At 41.2% G+C, this 16,818-nt stretch carries 19 protein-coding genes; 5 read left to right on the forward strand and 14 right to left on the reverse strand.

Going from position 1 to position 16,818, the window contains the following annotated elements:
* Positions 1 to 383: 383 nt before the first annotated feature.
* The 3 genes from AS005_RS00310 to AS005_RS00320 form a co-directional block, all read right to left on the reverse strand.
* The gene (locus AS005_RS00310; protein WP_101509716.1) at positions 384 to 1,283 is read right to left on the reverse strand and encodes a carbohydrate kinase family protein; all 900 of its coding nucleotides are present in this window, start codon (positions 1,281 to 1,283) and stop codon (positions 384 to 386) included.
* A complete protein-coding gene (locus AS005_RS00315) occupies positions 1,280 to 2,026 on the reverse strand; it encodes a tetratricopeptide repeat protein (protein ID WP_101509717.1) in 747 nt (248 codons plus the stop codon). The genes AS005_RS00310 and AS005_RS00315 overlap by 4 nt, the downstream gene beginning before the upstream one ends.
* 107 nt (positions 2,027 to 2,133) lie before the next feature.
* A complete protein-coding gene (locus AS005_RS00320) occupies positions 2,134 to 2,376 on the reverse strand; it encodes a glutaredoxin family protein (protein WP_101509718.1) in 243 nt (80 codons plus the stop codon).
* A gap of 152 nt (positions 2,377 to 2,528) precedes the next feature.
* Here AS005_RS00320 and AS005_RS00325 point away from each other — a divergent pair, with 152 nt between their 5' ends.
* Positions 2,529 to 3,635, forward strand: coding sequence for an MFS transporter (locus tag AS005_RS00325; protein WP_101509719.1), 1,107 nt, complete (start codon positions 2,529 to 2,531; stop codon positions 3,633 to 3,635).
* On the opposite strand, the gene AS005_RS00330 is transcribed toward AS005_RS00325, so the two are convergent.
* Entirely contained in the window at positions 3,613 to 4,626 is a 1,014-nt protein-coding gene (locus tag AS005_RS00330) for a mannose-1-phosphate guanylyltransferase (RefSeq protein ID WP_101509720.1), read from the reverse strand. The two genes, AS005_RS00325 and AS005_RS00330, sit on opposite strands and share 23 nt — an antisense overlap.
* Before the next feature lie 44 nt (positions 4,627 to 4,670).
* Between AS005_RS00330 and wecB the strand changes: the two genes are divergently transcribed.
* On the forward strand, positions 4,671 to 5,810 hold the full coding sequence (gene wecB / locus AS005_RS00335; RefSeq protein WP_101509721.1) for a non-hydrolyzing UDP-N-acetylglucosamine 2-epimerase: 1,140 nt from the start codon (positions 4,671 to 4,673) through the stop codon (positions 5,808 to 5,810).
* On the opposite strand, the gene hisIE is transcribed toward wecB, so the two are convergent.
* The 9 genes from hisIE to AS005_RS00380 are packed head-to-tail and all read right to left on the reverse strand — an operon-like array spanning position 5,811 to position 12,757.
* Positions 5,811 to 6,401: a bifunctional phosphoribosyl-AMP cyclohydrolase/phosphoribosyl-ATP diphosphatase HisIE gene (hisIE, locus tag AS005_RS00340; RefSeq protein ID WP_199203778.1), complete on the reverse strand. Its 591-nt coding sequence runs from the start codon at positions 6,399 to 6,401 to the stop codon at positions 5,811 to 5,813. It lies immediately after the preceding gene.
* Entirely contained in the window at positions 6,401 to 7,162 is a 762-nt protein-coding gene (gene hisF / locus AS005_RS00345; RefSeq protein WP_101509723.1) for an imidazole glycerol phosphate synthase subunit HisF, read from the reverse strand. Before hisF ends, hisIE begins: the two co-directional genes overlap by 1 nt.
* Positions 7,131 to 7,877, reverse strand: a complete 747-nt coding sequence (hisA, locus tag AS005_RS00350) for a 1-(5-phosphoribosyl)-5-((5-phosphoribosylamino)methylideneamino)imidazole-4-carboxamide isomerase (protein WP_101509724.1) — start codon at positions 7,875 to 7,877, stop codon at positions 7,131 to 7,133. The genes hisF and hisA overlap by 32 nt, the downstream gene beginning before the upstream one ends.
* Complete coding sequence (hisH, locus tag AS005_RS00355) at positions 7,856 to 8,461, reverse strand: imidazole glycerol phosphate synthase subunit HisH (protein ID WP_101509725.1); 606 nt, start codon at positions 8,459 to 8,461, stop codon at positions 7,856 to 7,858. The genes hisA and hisH overlap by 22 nt, the downstream gene beginning before the upstream one ends.
* Positions 8,458 to 9,045, reverse strand: a complete 588-nt coding sequence (locus AS005_RS00360) for an imidazoleglycerol-phosphate dehydratase (RefSeq protein WP_101509726.1) — start codon at positions 9,043 to 9,045, stop codon at positions 8,458 to 8,460. The genes hisH and AS005_RS00360 overlap by 4 nt, the downstream gene beginning before the upstream one ends.
* Positions 9,042 to 10,049, reverse strand: a complete 1,008-nt coding sequence (gene hisC, locus AS005_RS00365; protein WP_101509727.1) for a histidinol-phosphate transaminase — start codon at positions 10,047 to 10,049, stop codon at positions 9,042 to 9,044. The genes AS005_RS00360 and hisC overlap by 4 nt, the downstream gene beginning before the upstream one ends.
* Entirely contained in the window at positions 10,046 to 11,323 is a 1,278-nt protein-coding gene (gene hisD, locus AS005_RS00370; protein WP_233186231.1) for a histidinol dehydrogenase, read from the reverse strand. Before hisD ends, hisC begins: the two co-directional genes overlap by 4 nt.
* A complete protein-coding gene (gene hisG / locus AS005_RS00375) occupies positions 11,307 to 11,930 on the reverse strand; it encodes an ATP phosphoribosyltransferase (protein ID WP_101509729.1) in 624 nt (207 codons plus the stop codon). Before hisG ends, hisD begins: the two co-directional genes overlap by 17 nt.
* Positions 11,924 to 12,757: an ATP phosphoribosyltransferase regulatory subunit gene (locus AS005_RS00380; RefSeq protein ID WP_101509730.1), complete on the reverse strand. Its 834-nt coding sequence runs from the start codon at positions 12,755 to 12,757 to the stop codon at positions 11,924 to 11,926. The genes hisG and AS005_RS00380 overlap by 7 nt, the downstream gene beginning before the upstream one ends.
* Positions 12,758 to 13,021: 264 nt before the next feature.
* Here AS005_RS00380 and AS005_RS00385 point away from each other — a divergent pair, with 264 nt between their 5' ends.
* On the forward strand, positions 13,022 to 14,287 hold the full coding sequence (locus tag AS005_RS00385) for an ArsB/NhaD family transporter (protein ID WP_101509731.1): 1,266 nt from the start codon (positions 13,022 to 13,024) through the stop codon (positions 14,285 to 14,287).
* Here AS005_RS00385 and AS005_RS00390 read toward each other — a convergent pair.
* Complete coding sequence (locus AS005_RS00390; protein ID WP_369819456.1) at positions 14,270 to 15,136, reverse strand: alpha/beta fold hydrolase; 867 nt, start codon at positions 15,134 to 15,136, stop codon at positions 14,270 to 14,272. The two genes, AS005_RS00385 and AS005_RS00390, sit on opposite strands and share 18 nt — an antisense overlap.
* 48 nt (positions 15,137 to 15,184) lie before the next feature.
* Between AS005_RS00390 and minC the strand changes: the two genes are divergently transcribed.
* Complete coding sequence (gene minC, locus AS005_RS00395) at positions 15,185 to 15,817, forward strand: septum site-determining protein MinC (RefSeq protein ID WP_101509733.1); 633 nt, start codon at positions 15,185 to 15,187, stop codon at positions 15,815 to 15,817.
* Between the two features lies 1 nt (position 15,818).
* Positions 15,819 to 16,817 (forward strand): M20/M25/M40 family metallo-hydrolase, encoded by a 999-nt coding sequence (locus AS005_RS00400; RefSeq protein WP_199203780.1) that lies wholly within the window; start codon positions 15,819 to 15,821, stop codon positions 16,815 to 16,817.
* Position 16,818 lies beyond the last annotated feature (1 nt).

Here is a 16,818-nt window from a genome sequence, read left to right on the forward strand (position 1 = left end):
AATTTATAAAAATACTCTATCTTCATTAATCTACTGAAATATCAAATATCTATCTTACAAGTACTTCGAAAGCGGAAAGCGCTTTGTCTTTGGAACTTGGAACGGTGTTTGTACTCTACATCCTGGCGGATCCTTTCTTTGTGATAAAACACAGTTTCCTGGAATTTTTCGGTTTGTATTTCGCAGGTGTGAATATCACTTGTGGAATCTTATCGATCTGGGATTTTCAAAAAAGGATATTCTCGTGTGATGTCCTTGGTGGGAAGTATATCCTCATAAAAAAAGGCGGGTATCTTTTCCTTTTTGGAGTTGCTATCATGTATTATACCACAAATCACTCCAAGATGTCAAGTATCAATTTGTTCAACTACCCTTTGTTGTAATCATTGTACACCATTTTTTTCATCTTTGCAACCCTTTAATTCAATACCTAGTTCTTTACTTTCTGGGAACGCCTCAACCGTTCCAAGCTTGCAGCAGGTTAAAGCACCGCATTTGTTTGCAAAATACAGGATATTTTCTATTGAAAATCCCTTCAGCAATCCGTAGATGCAACCAGCTGTAAAAGCATCTCCTGCTCCTGTCGTATCGACAACTTCGACACGGAACGGTTTTTGATGAATGATCTTTTCTTGATCTGCATAAACACTTCCTTTTTCTCCTAGCTTTACGAACAACCTCCTGACGCCGTGTTTCAAAAGATACTTGATCGCTTTGGTTAGGTTACTTTCTTTTGTTGCCCTGAGAATTTCTTCTTCGTTCAACGACACATAGTCAAGGCCTACCAGAAGTTCGTTGTCGACGGGATCTGTTAATTCCACGAACAGCGTTTTTTTGAGGCTTTTCAAATACGAAAGTATCGCGGTTGACACACTAGTTTGATAGTACACGATTTCTGCACCTAGAAGTTCCTTTTCGAACCTTTGCACATCTTCCACAGAGAGTTCTGCATTGGCACCGAGATAATTGAACATCGTGTTGTTTCCAAATTTGTCAACTATCACAAACGTGAAACCAGTCTTCGCTTCTTCCCTCATTGTCAGGAAAGCTTTTACTTCGAAATCCCTGAGCATTTTAGAGACGTATTTTCCGTTTTCATCGTTTCCTATTGCACCTATCAGAACGGAACTCACATCGAGCTTTCTCAAAGCAACAGATACGTTCGCTGCTTTTCCACCTAGGGATACCTTCACGTAATTCGAAATGTGATTACTGTTTATCTTTATCTCATCAACTGGGTAGACGATATCCACGTTTATCTTTCCAACGCAAGCAACTTTCATTTTAGTTTGGACAACTCCTCCTGAGCCTTCTGTGCCGCCTCTTCGTGGGTTTTAACAAGCCAAGGATGAGGCTCCATTGAAATAACTTTCTGGAACATCTCTTTGGCCCTTTCATAGTCTTTCATTTTTAGATAGAGATATCCCATTTCTAGATAGATGTTAGAGTAATTTGGTGTGAGTTGTAGGGCTTTTTCAAAGAACTCCTCTGATTTTTTGTAATTGTACAATGGCCAAGGAACATCTCTGTACCTCATACCCATGGCTATATATGCAAAAGTTTTGTAGAGTCTACCTTCTTCTTCCTCTTCGTTTAGAAGTTTAATCGCCTTTTTTATGTACCCATCGAAATCTCCTAACATAAAAAGACTTTTGATGATCCCCTTGTATTGTGCGAGTCTTCCAATTGCTGCACCTGCTATGTAAGAAGCTCTCCCATTACTCGGATCGAGTTTCAAAGCTTTTTCCGCTAGTCTTCTCGCAACTTCGTAAATCTCTTCCTTTTCTTCAGGTTTCACACCCCACAGACCGTATTCAAGATAAGCATCCGCCAAAATAGTCAAGAGTTTCGCATTTTGATCGTGATCTTCTGTACTTTCTATAGCCTTGATCACGAAAAGTATTTTCTCGATATCGTGATCACGTCGTGCTTCGTAGAATAAATTGTTCAGCTGATCAACATCCAAAGCAACTACTAAAGAAACAAATAAAATCATTAGCAGAAAGATCCCCTTCTTTGTTTTCATTCGTCACACCCCCATAAATCCGTGTTCATAGTTTAATTCTAGCAAATTCGAGAATTATAAAAAACAAAAAGGGGGCATATACCCCCTTTTTTGTTTTTAAAGGCGGTTCACGAGATACCTAGAAGTCTGTCAATTTTTGCTTTGTCAAAACCTATAACGATTTTGTTTCCTATCTCGATCACGGGAACACCCATCTGTCCTGTCTTTTTCACCATGAGCTCAGCTTCCCTTGGGTTTCTAGAGACGTCAACCTCTTTGAATTTCAAACCCAAGGATCTGAAATATTCCTTTGCTTTTCTACAGTAAGGACATGTGGGTGTTGTGTAGATTTTTATTTTCAAGTGTTGCATCCGTTCACCTCCATCTTTTCTACCTTTTTAGTCTAGATTCATTTTAGCACATCTTTTGCCTATTTTCAACTGTTTCTAAAGCAATCGAAAAGTACTGATAACGAACTTCTATGATAGAATCCTCTTGCATGCCTCACTTCAGGAGGGATTGTATGAAATTACGGCTCATGATCATAGAGTTTCTCGTTTACGGTTCAATGGCTGTTTATTCCCTTTTGAGCCAATTTCTTGCAAATGAAGGACTCACTAAGTCCCAAATAGGCATATTGATGGCCATCATGCCACTTTCCTCTTTGTACGCAAATCATTTGAACTTCGACATTGCGTCTTCTATTGGAAGAACGAACTGGTTGAAGAAAGTCGTTTTGGCCTCTGGAATTCTTTTTTGGGGGTTGTTTCTCTTTGAACGTTTCCCCATGAAATTCATTTTCATGGTCACTTTCGCTTTTTTCTTTTCCGCCGTCGCACCGCTTGCAGAGTCCGTTATCGTCGACATAACTCATCAATCGAAAATGAATTATGGAAGGATTAGACTCTTCGGAACTTTCGGTTTTTCGTTTTCTGCTCTTTTAATGAGCGTTTTGATCAGGATAGGATTCGTCACCATCTTTGTGGTTTTTTCCTTTTTGATGATTCTAACGTTTTCCATTTTGAAAGGAATGAACGAGGTAGAACTCGGCGAAGAAGAAAAGAGTAGGAGTAAGAAACCGTTGCCGATGTTCTTTTGGTTACTTTTACCAGTTGTCATCTTTGGAATAGCGGCGAACAATTTCAATTTCGTTTTCTTACCCGTTCTCATGGAGGAAAGAAGTTACGACGTTTCTCTCGCAAGCGTGGCGTTTTCTTTGATGGCGATTACGGAAACTCCCTTTCTGCTATGGGCTGATATGATAGTGCAAAAACTCGGTGTTCCTTTCATGCTCGCCTCTGGTGTTTTCGTTATCGGATTGAGAAATCTCTTGGTCACCATGGTACATTCTCCCTCAACACTTTTGTTGATCCAGTTGCTTCAAGGATGGACTTACATAGTGATCTACTATTCTATGATGTTCCTAATTCGAAGCTTTGGTCCAGCAAGAATCAGAGCACAGAAATATTTTTGGATTTCCATGGGGATAGGACCGTTTTTAGGATCTTCCTTTGGTGGCCTTATCGCAGAGAAATTGGGATTGATGAGCACTTACACTGTTTTTGGCTTAGTTCCAATGATCGTCTCGTTTCTCATATTTCTTTTCTTCAGGAAGGTTTGGAAGATCTGAGCTTCTTCGTAACTTCCCGTACTCTCTGGGCAGTTTCTTCTCTGCACACTAGAATACCGTTCGGACTGTCTATTACTATAATATCGGAAAGACCAACTACAGCTATTGGTTTGTTGAACGGCTTTACAAATACTCGCTCACTGTCCACAAGTATCACATTTTCTGATTCTTCTGTGTATCCTTCTATCTCTCTCACAGAAGACCAGTTTCCTACATCAGACCATTCGAAATCAGCCTTTACAACTCTCACTTTTTTCGATCTTTCCATGACGGCGTAATCCACGCTGATCTCTGGCACTTTTTCGTAAGCCTTTTTCAAAGCTTCAAAATCTCTTGGATCAACATCTTTGAGATGTTCGTAAATGGCAGGTTCACAGATTCGAACTTCATCTATGAATTCTCCTCCTTTCCATAGAAACATTCCACTGTTCCACAAATAATTTCCACTTTCGATGAACTTTTTCGCCGTTTCCAGGTCGGGTTTTTCTTTGAATTGAGCAACGTTGTGAACACCTTCTTCGAGTTGCGAACCAACCTCTATGTAACCGTATCCCGTTTCAGGCCTCGTTGGAACTATTCCAAAAGTAAACAATCCTCCGTATCTTTCCAGTGCAGTCACCGCTTTATTAACTGTTTCCCAGAATTTTTCCGTGTTTGGTATCCTGTGATCCGCGGGCAAAACGAGAACTGGTTCGTTTTCCTCAGCCAGTTTTGTTCCAATGAAACACGCTGGAGCTGTGTTTCTTTTCATAGGCTCTGCGATTATGTTTTCTTTCGGAAGTTCATAAAGTTCTTCTCCGGTTCTTTCAACGTAGTCTTTATAGGTTACTACGAAGACATCCTTTGGATTCATCTCCTTCAAAACACGTTCGAAGGTCCATCTGATGAGACTTTTGTCTCCAAAAAGTCTGAGAAACTGTTTTGGCATGTCTGGAGTTGAAAACGGCCAGAATCTTTCTCCGGAGCCCCCTGCGAGAATCACTACTTTCATGCTTTTCACCTCCTCATGTAAAATTTTAACAGGAGGTGTTGGACTTGATCAGAGTTTTGAGTGTATTTGGTACAAGACCCGAAGCGATAAAGATGGCTCCGCTTTTGAAGAAACTAGAGGAAGAACCGAGTATAGAAAGCATTGTTTGCGTTACGGCGCAGCATAGAGAGATGCTCGATCAAGTGCTAGAAGTTTTTCAGCTAGAACCTGATTTCGATTTGAACATCATGAAAGAACGACAATCACTCGTGGATGTAACAGTGAACGCCCTCAAAGGGCTTTCACCTTTGCTGATGGAAACGAAACCGGATATCGTTTTGGTACAGGGTGATACCACAACCACTTTTGCGGGAGCCCTTGCCGCTTTCTACCAAAAGATACCAGTAGGTCATATTGAAGCTGGCTTGAGAACAAATGATAGGTATTCCCCTTTTCCGGAAGAGATCAACAGAAGAATAGTCGGAGTTCTCGCTACCCTTCATTTCGCTCCCACAAGAAGAAATAAAGAGAATCTTTTGAAGGAACATGTCATCGGAAAAGTCTATGTTACTGGAAACACGGTGATAGACGCATTGAAGTATACTGTGCAGGAACATTACGTGTTCAAGAATGAGGTCTTGAGAGATATAGATTTCTCTGATGGAAGATACATTCTTCTCACTTCTCATAGAAGGGAAAACTTGGGGAAACCTCTTGAGAACATCTGTAAGGCTGTGAAAAGAATAGTTGAAGAATTTGAGGATGTGAAAGTTATCTATCCGGTTCACATGAATCCTGAGGTGAGGAGAATCGTGTTTCCAATGTTGGGAAATGTGGAGAAAGTTATCCTGATAGATCCCATAGATGTGATAGATATGCACAATTTAATGGCTCGTTGCTACCTCGTTATGACTGATTCCGGAGGTTTACAAGAAGAAGCTCCTGCCCTCGGAAAACCGGTGGTGGTTTTGAGGAAAGAAACGGAAAGACCCGAGGCAATAGAAGCAGGAGTCGCTGTACTTGGAGGTGTTGAGGAAGAGAAGATTTTCGAGGTCACAAAAAGAATTCTCAATGATAAAAGAGTTTATCGTAGCATGGCAAAAGCTGTGAACCCATTCGGTGATGGTAAAGCCTCAGAACGAATTGTAAAAGCGATACTGCATGAATTCGATCTTTCCGGGCCTCCTGAAGAGTTTATTAACTGATCATTTTTTTCTTCTTTCCAGTTCTTTCATGACATCTTGAATGGTAATTCCCGATTCTACCATGAGAACTGTAAGGTGATAGAGCATATCCGCTATTTCCCAGACTAAATTTTCTTTGTCATTTTGAAGATAGCCCAATATCACTTCAATCGCTTCTTCTCCGAATTTCTTCGCGATCTTTCCCTTTCCTTCTTTAAAAAGCTTCACTGTATAAGATCCTTCTGGCATCTCTTCCTTTCTTTTTTTCACCAATCTGTACAATTCCAGCCAGAAAATAGAAGTGCTGCTGTCCTCAAATTTGTGTTCAACTTTGAAAAAACAAGACCTGTTTCCCGTATGACAAGCCACTTTGTCTTCAGGGAAATCCACTATATACAGGTATGCATCATCATCACAATCTCTTCTTATTTCGACTACTTTCATCGTATTTCCGGATGTTTCACCTTTTTTCCAGATTTTTTGTCTTTCTCTGGAAAAAAAGTGAGCGTATCCTGTCTTCTTAGTCAGCTCCAAAGCTTCCTCATTTGCGTAGGCAAGCATAAGAATTTCACCTGTTGTTCTTTCCTGAACCACGACAGGATAAAGTTCCATCACATTCCCTCCATCCTCACACTTATCCCGTGATCTTTCAGAAATTTTTTTAGTTTCTTCACATCTATCTCTCGAAAATGAAAAACAGAGGCTGCAAGGGCAGCATCCGCGCCAGCGTTGAAAGCTTCGAGGAAATGTTTCATTTCTCCTGCTCCGCCGGAAGCAATGATGGGAAGGCCTGTAAGAGATCTTACAAATTCTATCATTTCCACATCGTATCCCATCTTTGTTCCGTCTCTGTCTATGCTAGTAAGAAGGATTTCACCTGCCCCTCTCTTTTCGATCTCTTGTACCCAATTTTCCAAGAGAATACCAGTGTTTTTCTTTCCAGAGTAAGTGAATACGACAAATTTTCCATCGATTCTTTTGGCATCTATTGCCACGACCACCGCTTGACTCCCAAAGGTTCGGGCGATCTTCGTGATGAGTTCGGGTTTTTCAACTGCCGCCGTATTTATGCTCACTTTGTCTGCACCGCGTAGGATCAACTCAGAGGCAGTCTCAAAATCGTGTATTCCTCCACCCACTGTAAAGGGAATATCTATTTCTTCCGCTACCTTCTCAACCAATTCGAGCATGGTTCTCCTCTTTTCTACAGAAGCTGTTATATCGAGGAAAACAAGCTCATCGATTCCTTCTTCAGAATAAAGCTTTCCGAGTTCCACTGGATCTCCACTATCTCGAAGGTTTTCGAAATTCGTTCCTTTCACCACCCTACCATCTTTCACATCAAGACAGGCTATTATCCTCTTGGCGAGCATACTTTTTCATCACCTCAACTGTGAGAATTCCTTCCAAAAAAGCTCTTCCCACGATTACACCCTCCAGCAGTCCGTTTGTTCTTTTGTGAATCTCCAAAGCCTTCTTTAAAGAAGTTTCAGACGATATCCCACCCGCAGCTATCACTTTCAATCCGGTTTCAACAGCGATTTTTTCTGTTAAAGAAAAATCATGAGTTTGGAGAGTACCGTCCTTTTCCACGTCTGTGTGTATAACCTCATCGAGTCCCCACTTTTTTAACTCTTCAAGGAGGATAATGGGATCTGTTTCTTTTTCAGACAACCAACCTTTGTACGCTATCTTTCCACTTCTTGTGTCCAGACTGAAAACAGGGTCTATTCCTATCTCTTTTAGCTCCCTCAAGAAGCTCGGATCTTCTAATACTTTCGAACTCACGATTTGTCTTTTAAATCCCATGTTCAACAACGATTTTGCGTATTCTATTGCTCTGATTCCTCCGCCGATCTGGATACAACCAGCGTACGGTGAAAGCTTTTTCAAAACGGTGAAATTCGCACCACTACCGTCTATCGCTCGAGAGAGATCCACTACGTGAATCAAAACAAATCCTTCTTTCACTAAATGAGATACCATTTCAACTGGATCTTTTTCATAAAAAATGACATCACTTTTCCTTCCTTTCATCATTCTTACCACTTTACCCTCATAAAGGTCTACTGCTGGAATAACGAACATTCGATCACCCTTTCGAGAAGTTTTCGACCGATTTTCGAGCTTTTTTCAGGATGAAATTGGAAACCCAGTATTTTGTTCTTTCTGACAGCAGATGGGAAAATTTCTCCATCGTATTCTGTGGTTCCCAGAACGTATTCTTCGCCACAGACAACTCTGTAGGTGTGAACGAAATAGTAATATCCGCTCGGGAACGACCTATCTTTGAATAAAACCTCGTTCCATCCCATATGAGGGAGTCTTTTGCTACTGAGTTTTACTACACTGCCTTTTATTAGAGAAAGTCCGTCTATTTCAGGTGCTTCTTCGCTTTTTTCAAAGAGGAGTTGCATTCCAAGACACACACCCACTATGTATTTCCCAGATTCAACATGTTGCCTTATAAAGTTGATCAAATCGCTCTCTTTCAGTCTTTTCATTCCTTCTCTAAAATGCCCAACGCCCGGGATGAACAAAAGGTCGTAGAAACCTGTCGGTGCCTCCACGAGATCAATGGAGATCCCGTCGTATTTTTCTGAAGCTTTTTTCACACCCCGATAAAGATTCATGATGTTACCTGGTCCAACTGATATTATTCCTATTTTCAATCTATCACACCCTTGGTAGTCCTCGTCTCAGAACTTTCTAAAGCTCGGGCAATGGCGAGGCCGAAAGATTTCATAGCAGATTCAGAGATGTGATGATCGTTCCTTCCAAAGAACTTGAAGAAATGGACAGTAATACGAGCATGATTCACAAAACCTTTCATGAATTCTTCAAAACCCTCAACGGGCATGTCTTCTATTTTCTCCACGGAGAATTCAAAGTTTTTCTGGAAAAAAGGCCTTCCAGAAAGATCCACGTAACATCCGATCAGCGCTTCGTTCATAGGAATAGTGGCTTCTCCGAATCTTCTTACTTTTGTGTAGTCAAAGAGCTCTCTGAACGCTCTCCCAAGGGAAATACCAAAATCCTCTATTAAGTGATGAAGAATACCATCTTTGCTCTCACACGTGCTGATTCTCAACCCCAAACCCGAAAAATGGCAAAAGGTGTTCAGAAGGTGGTCAAAGAAATTCACACCAGTACTCCCATCCAACCTTCCTCGAACAGTGTCGAGCGTTATGGAAATTTCGATTTCGTTGGTATTCCGCTGAACAATTACACCGTTTTCCACTCTCTCTATCGTCATTTGAACCCCTCCAATTCTCTTAATATGGCATCATTCTCTTCGCGTGTTCCAACTGTGATTCTAACACCTTCTTTGAAGACACGAACGGCTATACCTTTGCAGCGAAAAAGATCTACCAGTCTATTTCTTTTCTCCCCTTCCAGGAAGATGAAAACGAAATTTCCTCGAGAATCTGTGATGGAATATCCCATCTCTTTCAAGACTTTTTTCATTCTCTCCCTTTCTTCCACTATGAATTGGACTCTGTCTTTGAAAATATTCACATGATCCAAAGCAACTTTGGCAAAAGTTTGAGAAACGTAACTCACATTGAAAGGAAGCCTCACTCTGTTGTAAGCGTCTATGAACTTTTCAGATGAAAGCACATAGCCAATCCTCTGAGCAGCGAGAGAAAAAGCCTTGGAAAATGTTCTTAATATTGCGATATTATCGTACTCTTTAAGAAGATCTATGTAGCTCCTCCCGTGAAATTCGTAATACGCTTCATCGAGTGCCACGAAAGCTCCCGTTTGCAAAATCCTCTCAATTTCATCTTTTTCGAAAATATGACCCGTGGGATTGTTTGGATTGGGAATAAAAACGACGTCACCTTCTCCGACTTCTACTTCCGGCAAGTGAAATCCTTCTTTGAGAGGAACTTCTAAATACTTCATTCCCACCGCTTTGGCAAAGATCTTGTAACAGCTGTAAGTGGGAGGGAAGAAGACCACTCGATTGAACATCAGCATCATGACATATATGATCTCATCTGCTCCGTTTCCTATAGAAACGTTTTTCTTAGTAAGGAAATCTTTCTCCACATAGGAAAGTAGTTTTTCTATGAGTTCCTCGTCTGGTGAGTCATAGTATATCCTCATTTTGTCGCTGTCTAATTTTCTGAAGACTTCTTTCGTGAGTTCTTTTGGAAAGGAGAAAGGATTTTCATTCAGCGCCAAATAGATTCCGGTCCTTTCTTCTGTAGTGTAGGGATAAGCACTTTTTGATATCACATCGAGAGGATTCACAACATATCCCTCCTCACATCGACTGCCCGCGCGTGAGCCTCGAAACCCTCCCACCTTGCCATTTTCGAGTATATTCTCCACTTTTCTTCAAAGGCTTCTTTTGAAACGTGCGTAACGAAGATCTTTTTCGTGAAGTCTGATACTCTCAAACCTGAAGAAAATCTTGCAGATCGGAATGTAGGAAGAACGTGGTTTGGGCCTATACCGTAATCTCCAACAGATTCGCAAGTGTATTTCCCCAGAAAGACGGATCCCGCGTTTTTTACATAACCGAGGTATTCAAAAGGATTCTCTACGAGTATTTCCAAATGCTCTGGAGCAATGAGGTTGGATATCTGAAAGGCTCTTTTTAAATTCTCGACAAGAATGACGATACCAAAATTCTGAATAGAGGCTTCTGCTGTTTTCTTTCTTTCCACCGGAAGAGATAAGAGTTGTTTATTTATCACTTCTGGTAGCTTCTCAAACACTTCCAATGAGGTCGTTATGACCACACTCATAGCACTCTCATCGTGTTCTGCTTGTGAAAGAAAATCTGCCGCCACGAAATCCAAAGGGACACTGCCATCGGTGACGATTGCGATCTCACTGGGACCAGCTATCGAGTCTATACCCACATCTCCAAAGACGCGTTTTTTGGCAAGGGTAACAAAGATCCCACCCGGTCCCACAATTTTGTCAACAGGTTTCACTGTGTTGGTCCCGTAAGCAAGAGTTGCTATTGCATGAGCGCCTCCCATTTTGTAGATTTCTTTCAAACCGAGAATTTCACAAACTTTCAGAATGTATGGAGAAATTTTTCCGTTCTCGTTCGGTGGTGTGGTGACCACAATCCTCTCTACTCCAGCGATCATCGCAGGGACAGCACACATGAGAAGAGTAGAAAAATATGAAACCTTTCCTCCAGGAACGTATATCCCCACGCTATTCAAGGGTACAACCATTTCTCCCAAAAAACTTCCATTCGATGTTGTGAAAAAGAAAGAATTTTCCTTCTGCCTCATATGGAATGTTTTTAAATCTTCTACCACTGTTTTCACAGTCTCGATGAACTCTTTTTCCACTCTTGCTTCTTTTATCTCTTCATCGGTAACTAAGAGATGATCAACTGTTATTGGATACTTTTCAAATTTTCTAAGAAATTCGCTGAGAGCATTGTCTCCCTCCATCTTCACCTTTTGGACGATTTCTTCAACTTCTTTCTCTATCTCTGAGACGGACTTCATTCTTTTCTCAAGAAGTCTCAAAATATCAGAGTCATTGGGATTTTTCACCTTTATCAATTTCCATCACCTCCCGAATCTTTTCAAGAAAAGTGACAATTTCTTTTCTTTTCGTTCTGTAACTGACTGGATTCACAACAACGTGCGTTCTTATGATGAATATCTCATCCAAAACTTCCAAATTGTTCTCCTTCAAAGTTCTACCGGTTTCCGTGATATCAACGATGAGATCAGATAATCCCGCGATTGGAGCAAGCTCCACAGAACCTTTCAAAGAGATGATCTTGCAATGCCATCCTTTTGTTTCACAATACCTTCTGGTGATGCGTGGAAATTTGGTTGCTATTCTTTTTTCTCCCTCAGGCATTTTCTGCCCCTTTGGTGCTGCAAGGACCATCTTACTCACATTTGTAGGGATAAAAAAAGGTTGAATGAGATTCGTCTCCCTTTCTAAAAGAACATCCGTCCCACAAAAACCGATATCCGCAGCCCCTTGGATGAGGTATGTGGGAACGTCAAACGGTCTCACCAAGAAGCATCTTAAGTCTTTCCCTTCGAGAAGGATGGAAGATTCCTTCTCAAATGAGTATCCTGCTTTTTTCAAATATTCCATTACAGATTTTTCCAATCTTCCTTTTGGTACAGCCAACTTTAACATGTTTTCCCCTCCAGAAAGATGGAACCACCTACTCCTTTTTCACCGTTTGTTGAGTACTCCCCACCTGCAGCTACAAGCTTGGAAGAAAACACGTCGTAAACGATGAAAATGATTCCGCTGTACTCTTCCACAGTTCTTGCGAGTGTGAGATCCACTTCAACGGAAATCTGTTTGAATCTTCTCTGAAGGAAAGACGCTACTTCAATGAGTTCTTCTTTTACCGAAGCGGGAAGGTCCATTCCATCGAGGTTTTGAGGAGAGCGCCTGTAGATACTATCCTCGATGATCTTCTCAATCTTCGAAAGATCGATATCTTTTACACGAGATAGAAACTCTATCTCCGCCAAATTTTTTGCATCTATGAGGTCCAAGATTCTTTCATGGATCTCTTCGGGGACCCCTTCCAACAAATCTTCATAAACTTTCGTGTGTCCGATTTCCACTATCAAAGGTCCGGTAAACTTTTTTACAGTGGTTTCTAAGAGGATTTCGAGTACTTCCAGAGTATCGCTCAAAGAATTCCTGGGAATTTTTTCGAGACCTAAATGATATTCAGCTACCAGATCGCTTCCAAGGTATCTGTAAACGAAATCTGCGTACCAAACTTTAACTGGTGATCCAGGTAGATGCTTTTTGCGATAATTAAGAATCGATTTCGTAAAATCTGAACGAATTGAGTAGAGGTTTCCTTTTCTGTCGATGAAAAAATCGGTTGTCTCTGTAATCGCTTCTGAACGCTCAAGGGCAGGCACGAAAAATGGTTTGTAACCAGATTTTGAGGCTTTTCTGTAAAAAGAAACTACCATTTCGAAATCCAAGCAGTTCACCTCCCTAAAATAAACGAAAAGGCCACGTCTTTTTCGACGTGGCCCGTACGATTTCTCACCAAGTATTTCCCGGTGGAGAAACCGCCGGGCCTTTTCGATGATGGAAATGTTCAGTTAGTGTTTTGGATTCGATCCATGTCCTCATTTCCTTTCCGTACCTCCTTGGACTTTATTCTACCATTTTTGTTTGTAAATTCACCATTTTGAATAACTTTTTTAAAAAACTCGGTGTTAGAATTATCCCGTGACAAGGAGGCGGATAGAATGAATGAAGCACTACTCGTGATAATTTTCGCAATCCTTGCGTATTATTTCATAATCTTTGGGAAAATAGCCAAATCTGTCATAACACTTCTGATAGCCCTCTTCCTCATGGCCATTCGTGTGGTGGAAGGGTTAGAGCTCAAGAACATAGGAGAAGTAGTTGATTTCAACACACTTGGGCTTCTTTTTGGTATGATGATCATCGTTCATATTTTGAAAGGAACCGGTTTCTTCGAGTATCTCGCCATTTCTGCAGTTAAGATTTCGAAAGGACGATTTTGGTTACTTTTCGGTTTTCTCATGGTTCTTACAGCAGTAACTTCCGCTTTTCTAGACAATCTCATAACGATTATCTTGCTTTCTCCTATCTTGTTCCTGATTTTGGACACTATGGAAGTAAATCCCGTACCATTTTTCCTTATGGCGATTTTTATCGACAACATAGGAGGTATGTCCACACTTATTGGAAGTCCTTTGAACATCGTTCTTGGTTCGATCAGTGGCCTGAGTTTCAATGACTTTTTGAAGAACATGGGTCCCGTCGCCGTTCTTATGTTCATAATAGTTTTTTTCCTGTTCAGAAGATATACGAAACTCGAGGAAAAATCCCTTGAAAAGTTGAAGAACCTCGAAAACGTGGATCCTACCAGATCGATCACGGATCCTGTGGTTCTCAAGAAGTCGTTGTTCGTTTTTCTTTCAACTCTGGTGTTGTTTGGCCTTCATTCCGTGATAGAAGTGGAGCTTTCTCTCATAGCACTCATTGCAGCATGTGTCTTGTTGTTGATTCTCGGCAAAGATTTTGAAAAAGTTTCTGAAGGAATTGATTGGGACACACTGTTTTTCTATGTAGGACTCTTCATCATTTCTTATTCCTTGGAACAAATTGGTGCCATGGAGGCACTTGCCAATTTCTTGAAAATGTTTTCCTTCAACAGATATCTCTTCATTTTTGTGGTAGTTTGGTTCTCTATTTTCGCTAATGCCTTTTTGAGTGCTGTTCCGGCTACTTTGATTTTGGCGCCCACATTGAAGATTCTCGTTTCTCAAGGTTTCCCAACTTCCCTGTGGTGGGTGTATGCTATCGGAGCAAATCTCGGCACGAATCTCACTCCATTGGGAGCTGTTCAGAATATAGTGGGGCTTTCTCTCTTGGAGAAGTACACCGGGCACACTGTAAATTTCAAGGAGTTTCTCAAAACCGCGTGGAGTTACATGTTCATACCGTTTGTTGTAGCGACTCTCTACTCATTTATCATATTTTAAGAAACGAACAACTCTCCTCACTATGTATCTCCTGAAGAAATAGGATCCTTTGTGTCCTGTTGGAAGAAAAACGGTTTTCTTGTTCTTGAGATGTTTATGCAGAGATGCGTAAGAGCGGTATGGTATTACCCGATCGAAAAGAGCCCAAAAGAAAAGGATTTTCTGATCGACGAATGGAGCATAAGACAACGGATCATAAAAGTAACAAGCCACTGGAGATTTTTCTCTAATGTCTTCTAATTTTTGAAAGGATGCTACCACTTCGAAAGAGTCTTTTCTGTTTCTAATACAATCTTTCTCGGATCTGCAACCGAATTCGTTACTCTTTTCTTTGTACAACATCCTCAATTTCTCTGTGTAAGGTGAGTACCAGTTTATCCATCTCCAGTCTCCTCCGGAGCAACATACAATACCCTTTTCGATACGCTTTTCTCTCGCGAGCGAAAGGATCGTGATCATTCCTCCAAAACTGAATCCCATCATAGCTATGGGTCCGCCGTTATCTTTCCTCACAACATCAACCAAATCCAACACATCTTGGACAGCTTCATCGAATCTCTTCACACAGTAAAATGGTGAAGGATGATAAAAGGGTTCTCCACCATTCCAACCTGTTGGAGCACGTTTTTCATGGTATGGAAGAACAAGGAACCACGTCTTTATGTTGTATCTCTTGAATCTTTCGCCAAACCACAAAAGATACGGAATGTTTCCATTCCCAATCCCGTGAACGAAGATCAGGTTATGTTCAACCTTCTCTGGTTCGAAAACATAAACGCGCACGACTTTACTCTCTTTTACAACGGGTTCGTAAGAACTCTCAAATGTTATCAGTTTCAATTCGGACACCTCCGATTAATATTTTAAACGTGATAGAATCTAAAGAGAGGTGAGAGGATGATAGACTTCAAAATGACGAAAGAAGGGCTCATTCTTCTAATCAAAGATTATCAAAATCTTGAAGAACTGCTGAATGAGATTTCAGCACGTGTCACTCAAATGGGAAACTTTTTCGCCAAAGGAGATAGAATCTCCCTCATGATAGAAAACCACGCCAAACACTCCCAAGACATTCCGAGGATCGTGTCTCATCTCAGAAGGCTCGGTTTGGAAGTTTCTCAAATACTCATCGGAACTGCTTTGGGAGGAAAAGAAGAGAAACTGAAAGTGGAATCCAAAACGACTGTGGAAAGTGCTGGAAAAGTGATCAAAAAGAACATTCGTTCAGGGCAAACAGTTGTCCATTCTGGTGACGTGATAGTTTTTGGCAACGTGAACAAAGGTGCAGAAATTTTGGCGGGTGGATCCGTCGTTGTGTTCGGGAAGGCTCAGGGGACTATACGAGCCGGTTTGAACGAAGGAGAACAAGCAGTTGTGGCTGCTCTCGATCTTCAACCTTCTCTCATCCAGATCGCAGGTTTCATAACACATTCTAAAGGTGAAGAAAACATCCCGTCGGTTGCGCATGTAAAAGGAAATCGAATAGTAATCGAACCTTTTGATAAGGTGAATTTCGAAAGGGGTGAATGATTTGGAAACAAAAAAACTCTTGATGAACCTTTCCAACATTGATGGGCCTTCAGGTTACGAGGAAAAGGTGGTGTCTTACATAAAATCTCTTGTCGAATCTGAAATGAACGACGTGAGAATCACTAAACAGGGAAGTCTCGTTGGGTACAAAAAAGGTTTGGGGAAAAGGAAACTCGCTTTCTTTGCGCACGTTGATGAGATAGGTTTCGTCGTCTCTAAAGTTGAAGGAGAATTTGCTCGATTGGAACCCATTGGTGGAGTAGATCCAAAAGTGGTTTGTGCTTCAAAAGTGCGTATTTATACGAAAAACGGTCTCACTCGTGGAGTCATAGGTATGCTCGCTCCACATCTACAAACTTCAGAATCCAGAAAAAAGGTACCCTCTTTCGATGAATTGTTTGTTGATCTTTCTCTATTTGATATTCCTGTTCATGTAGGGGATGTTGCAGTGATAGATCAGGAAGCTTTCGAAACGAATGGAAAGATAGTAGGAAAAGCGTTGGACAATAGAGCAAGTTGTGCTGTCCTTGTGAAAACATTGGAATTTCTCACCAGGTACGAGCATTCTTGGGATGTGTACTTTGTATTCTCCGCACAAGAAGAGACCGGATGTCTTGGTGCCCTTACAGAAGCTTACAGAATAGATCCAGATGTTGCTGTAGTGATGGATGTAACCTTTGCTTCGGAACCTCCCTATCACGATCACATAGAGCTCGGAAAAGGACCTGTGATCGGTCTCGGCCCGGTTGTAGACAGAGCTCTCGTTCAGAAGATTTTACAAATCGCTCAGAAACACAACGTGCCAATTCAGGAAGAGGCAGTTGGGGGAAGATCTGGTACTGAAACGGACTTCGTTCAACTTGTTCACAAAGGAGTTAGAACCGCATTGATCTCTATTCCCTTGAAATACATGCATACTCCTGTAGAAATGGTGGATCCTCATGACGTTGAAGAACTTGCACGGTTGCTTTCTGTGATAGCAGTTGAATTGGAGGTGTGAA

Origin of the sequence: Thermotoga sp. KOL6 (genome assembly GCF_002866025.1) — a bacterium.
Taxonomy (GTDB): Bacteria; Thermotogota; Thermotogae; order Thermotogales; family Thermotogaceae; genus Thermotoga.

Coding starts and splice junctions, on each gene's coding strand:
- AS005_RS00310 (WP_101509716.1), bottom strand. CDS start 1,283: ATGAAAGTTGCTTGCGTTGGAAAGATAAACGTGGATATCGTCTACCCA.
- AS005_RS00315 (WP_101509717.1), bottom strand. CDS start 2,026: ATGAAAACAAAGAAGGGGATCTTTCTGCTAATGATTTTATTTGTTTCT.
- AS005_RS00320 (WP_101509718.1), bottom strand. CDS start 2,376: ATGCAACACTTGAAAATAAAAATCTACACAACACCCACATGTCCTTAC.
- AS005_RS00325 (WP_101509719.1), top strand. CDS start 2,529: ATGAAATTACGGCTCATGATCATAGAGTTTCTCGTTTACGGTTCAATG.
- AS005_RS00330 (WP_101509720.1), bottom strand. CDS start 4,626: ATGAAAGTAGTGATTCTCGCAGGGGGCTCCGGAGAAAGATTCTGGCCG.
- hisIE (WP_199203778.1), bottom strand. CDS start 6,401: ATGGAACTTTATCCTGTCGTGGTTCAGGAAAGAACAACAGGTGAAATT.
- hisF (WP_101509723.1), bottom strand. CDS start 7,162: ATGCTCGCCAAGAGGATAATAGCCTGTCTTGATGTGAAAGATGGTAGG.
- hisA (WP_101509724.1), bottom strand. CDS start 7,877: ATGTTCGTTATTCCAGCAGTAGACCTTTATGAGGGTAAAGTGGTAAGA.
- AS005_RS00360 (WP_101509726.1), bottom strand. CDS start 9,045: ATGACGATAGAGAGAGTGGAAAACGGTGTAATTGTTCAGCGGAATACC.
- hisG (WP_101509729.1), bottom strand. CDS start 11,930: ATGTTAAAGTTGGCTGTACCAAAAGGAAGATTGGAAAAATCTGTAATG.
- AS005_RS00385 (WP_101509731.1), top strand. CDS start 13,022: ATGAATGAAGCACTACTCGTGATAATTTTCGCAATCCTTGCGTATTAT.
- minC (WP_101509733.1), top strand. CDS start 15,185: ATGATAGACTTCAAAATGACGAAAGAAGGGCTCATTCTTCTAATCAAA.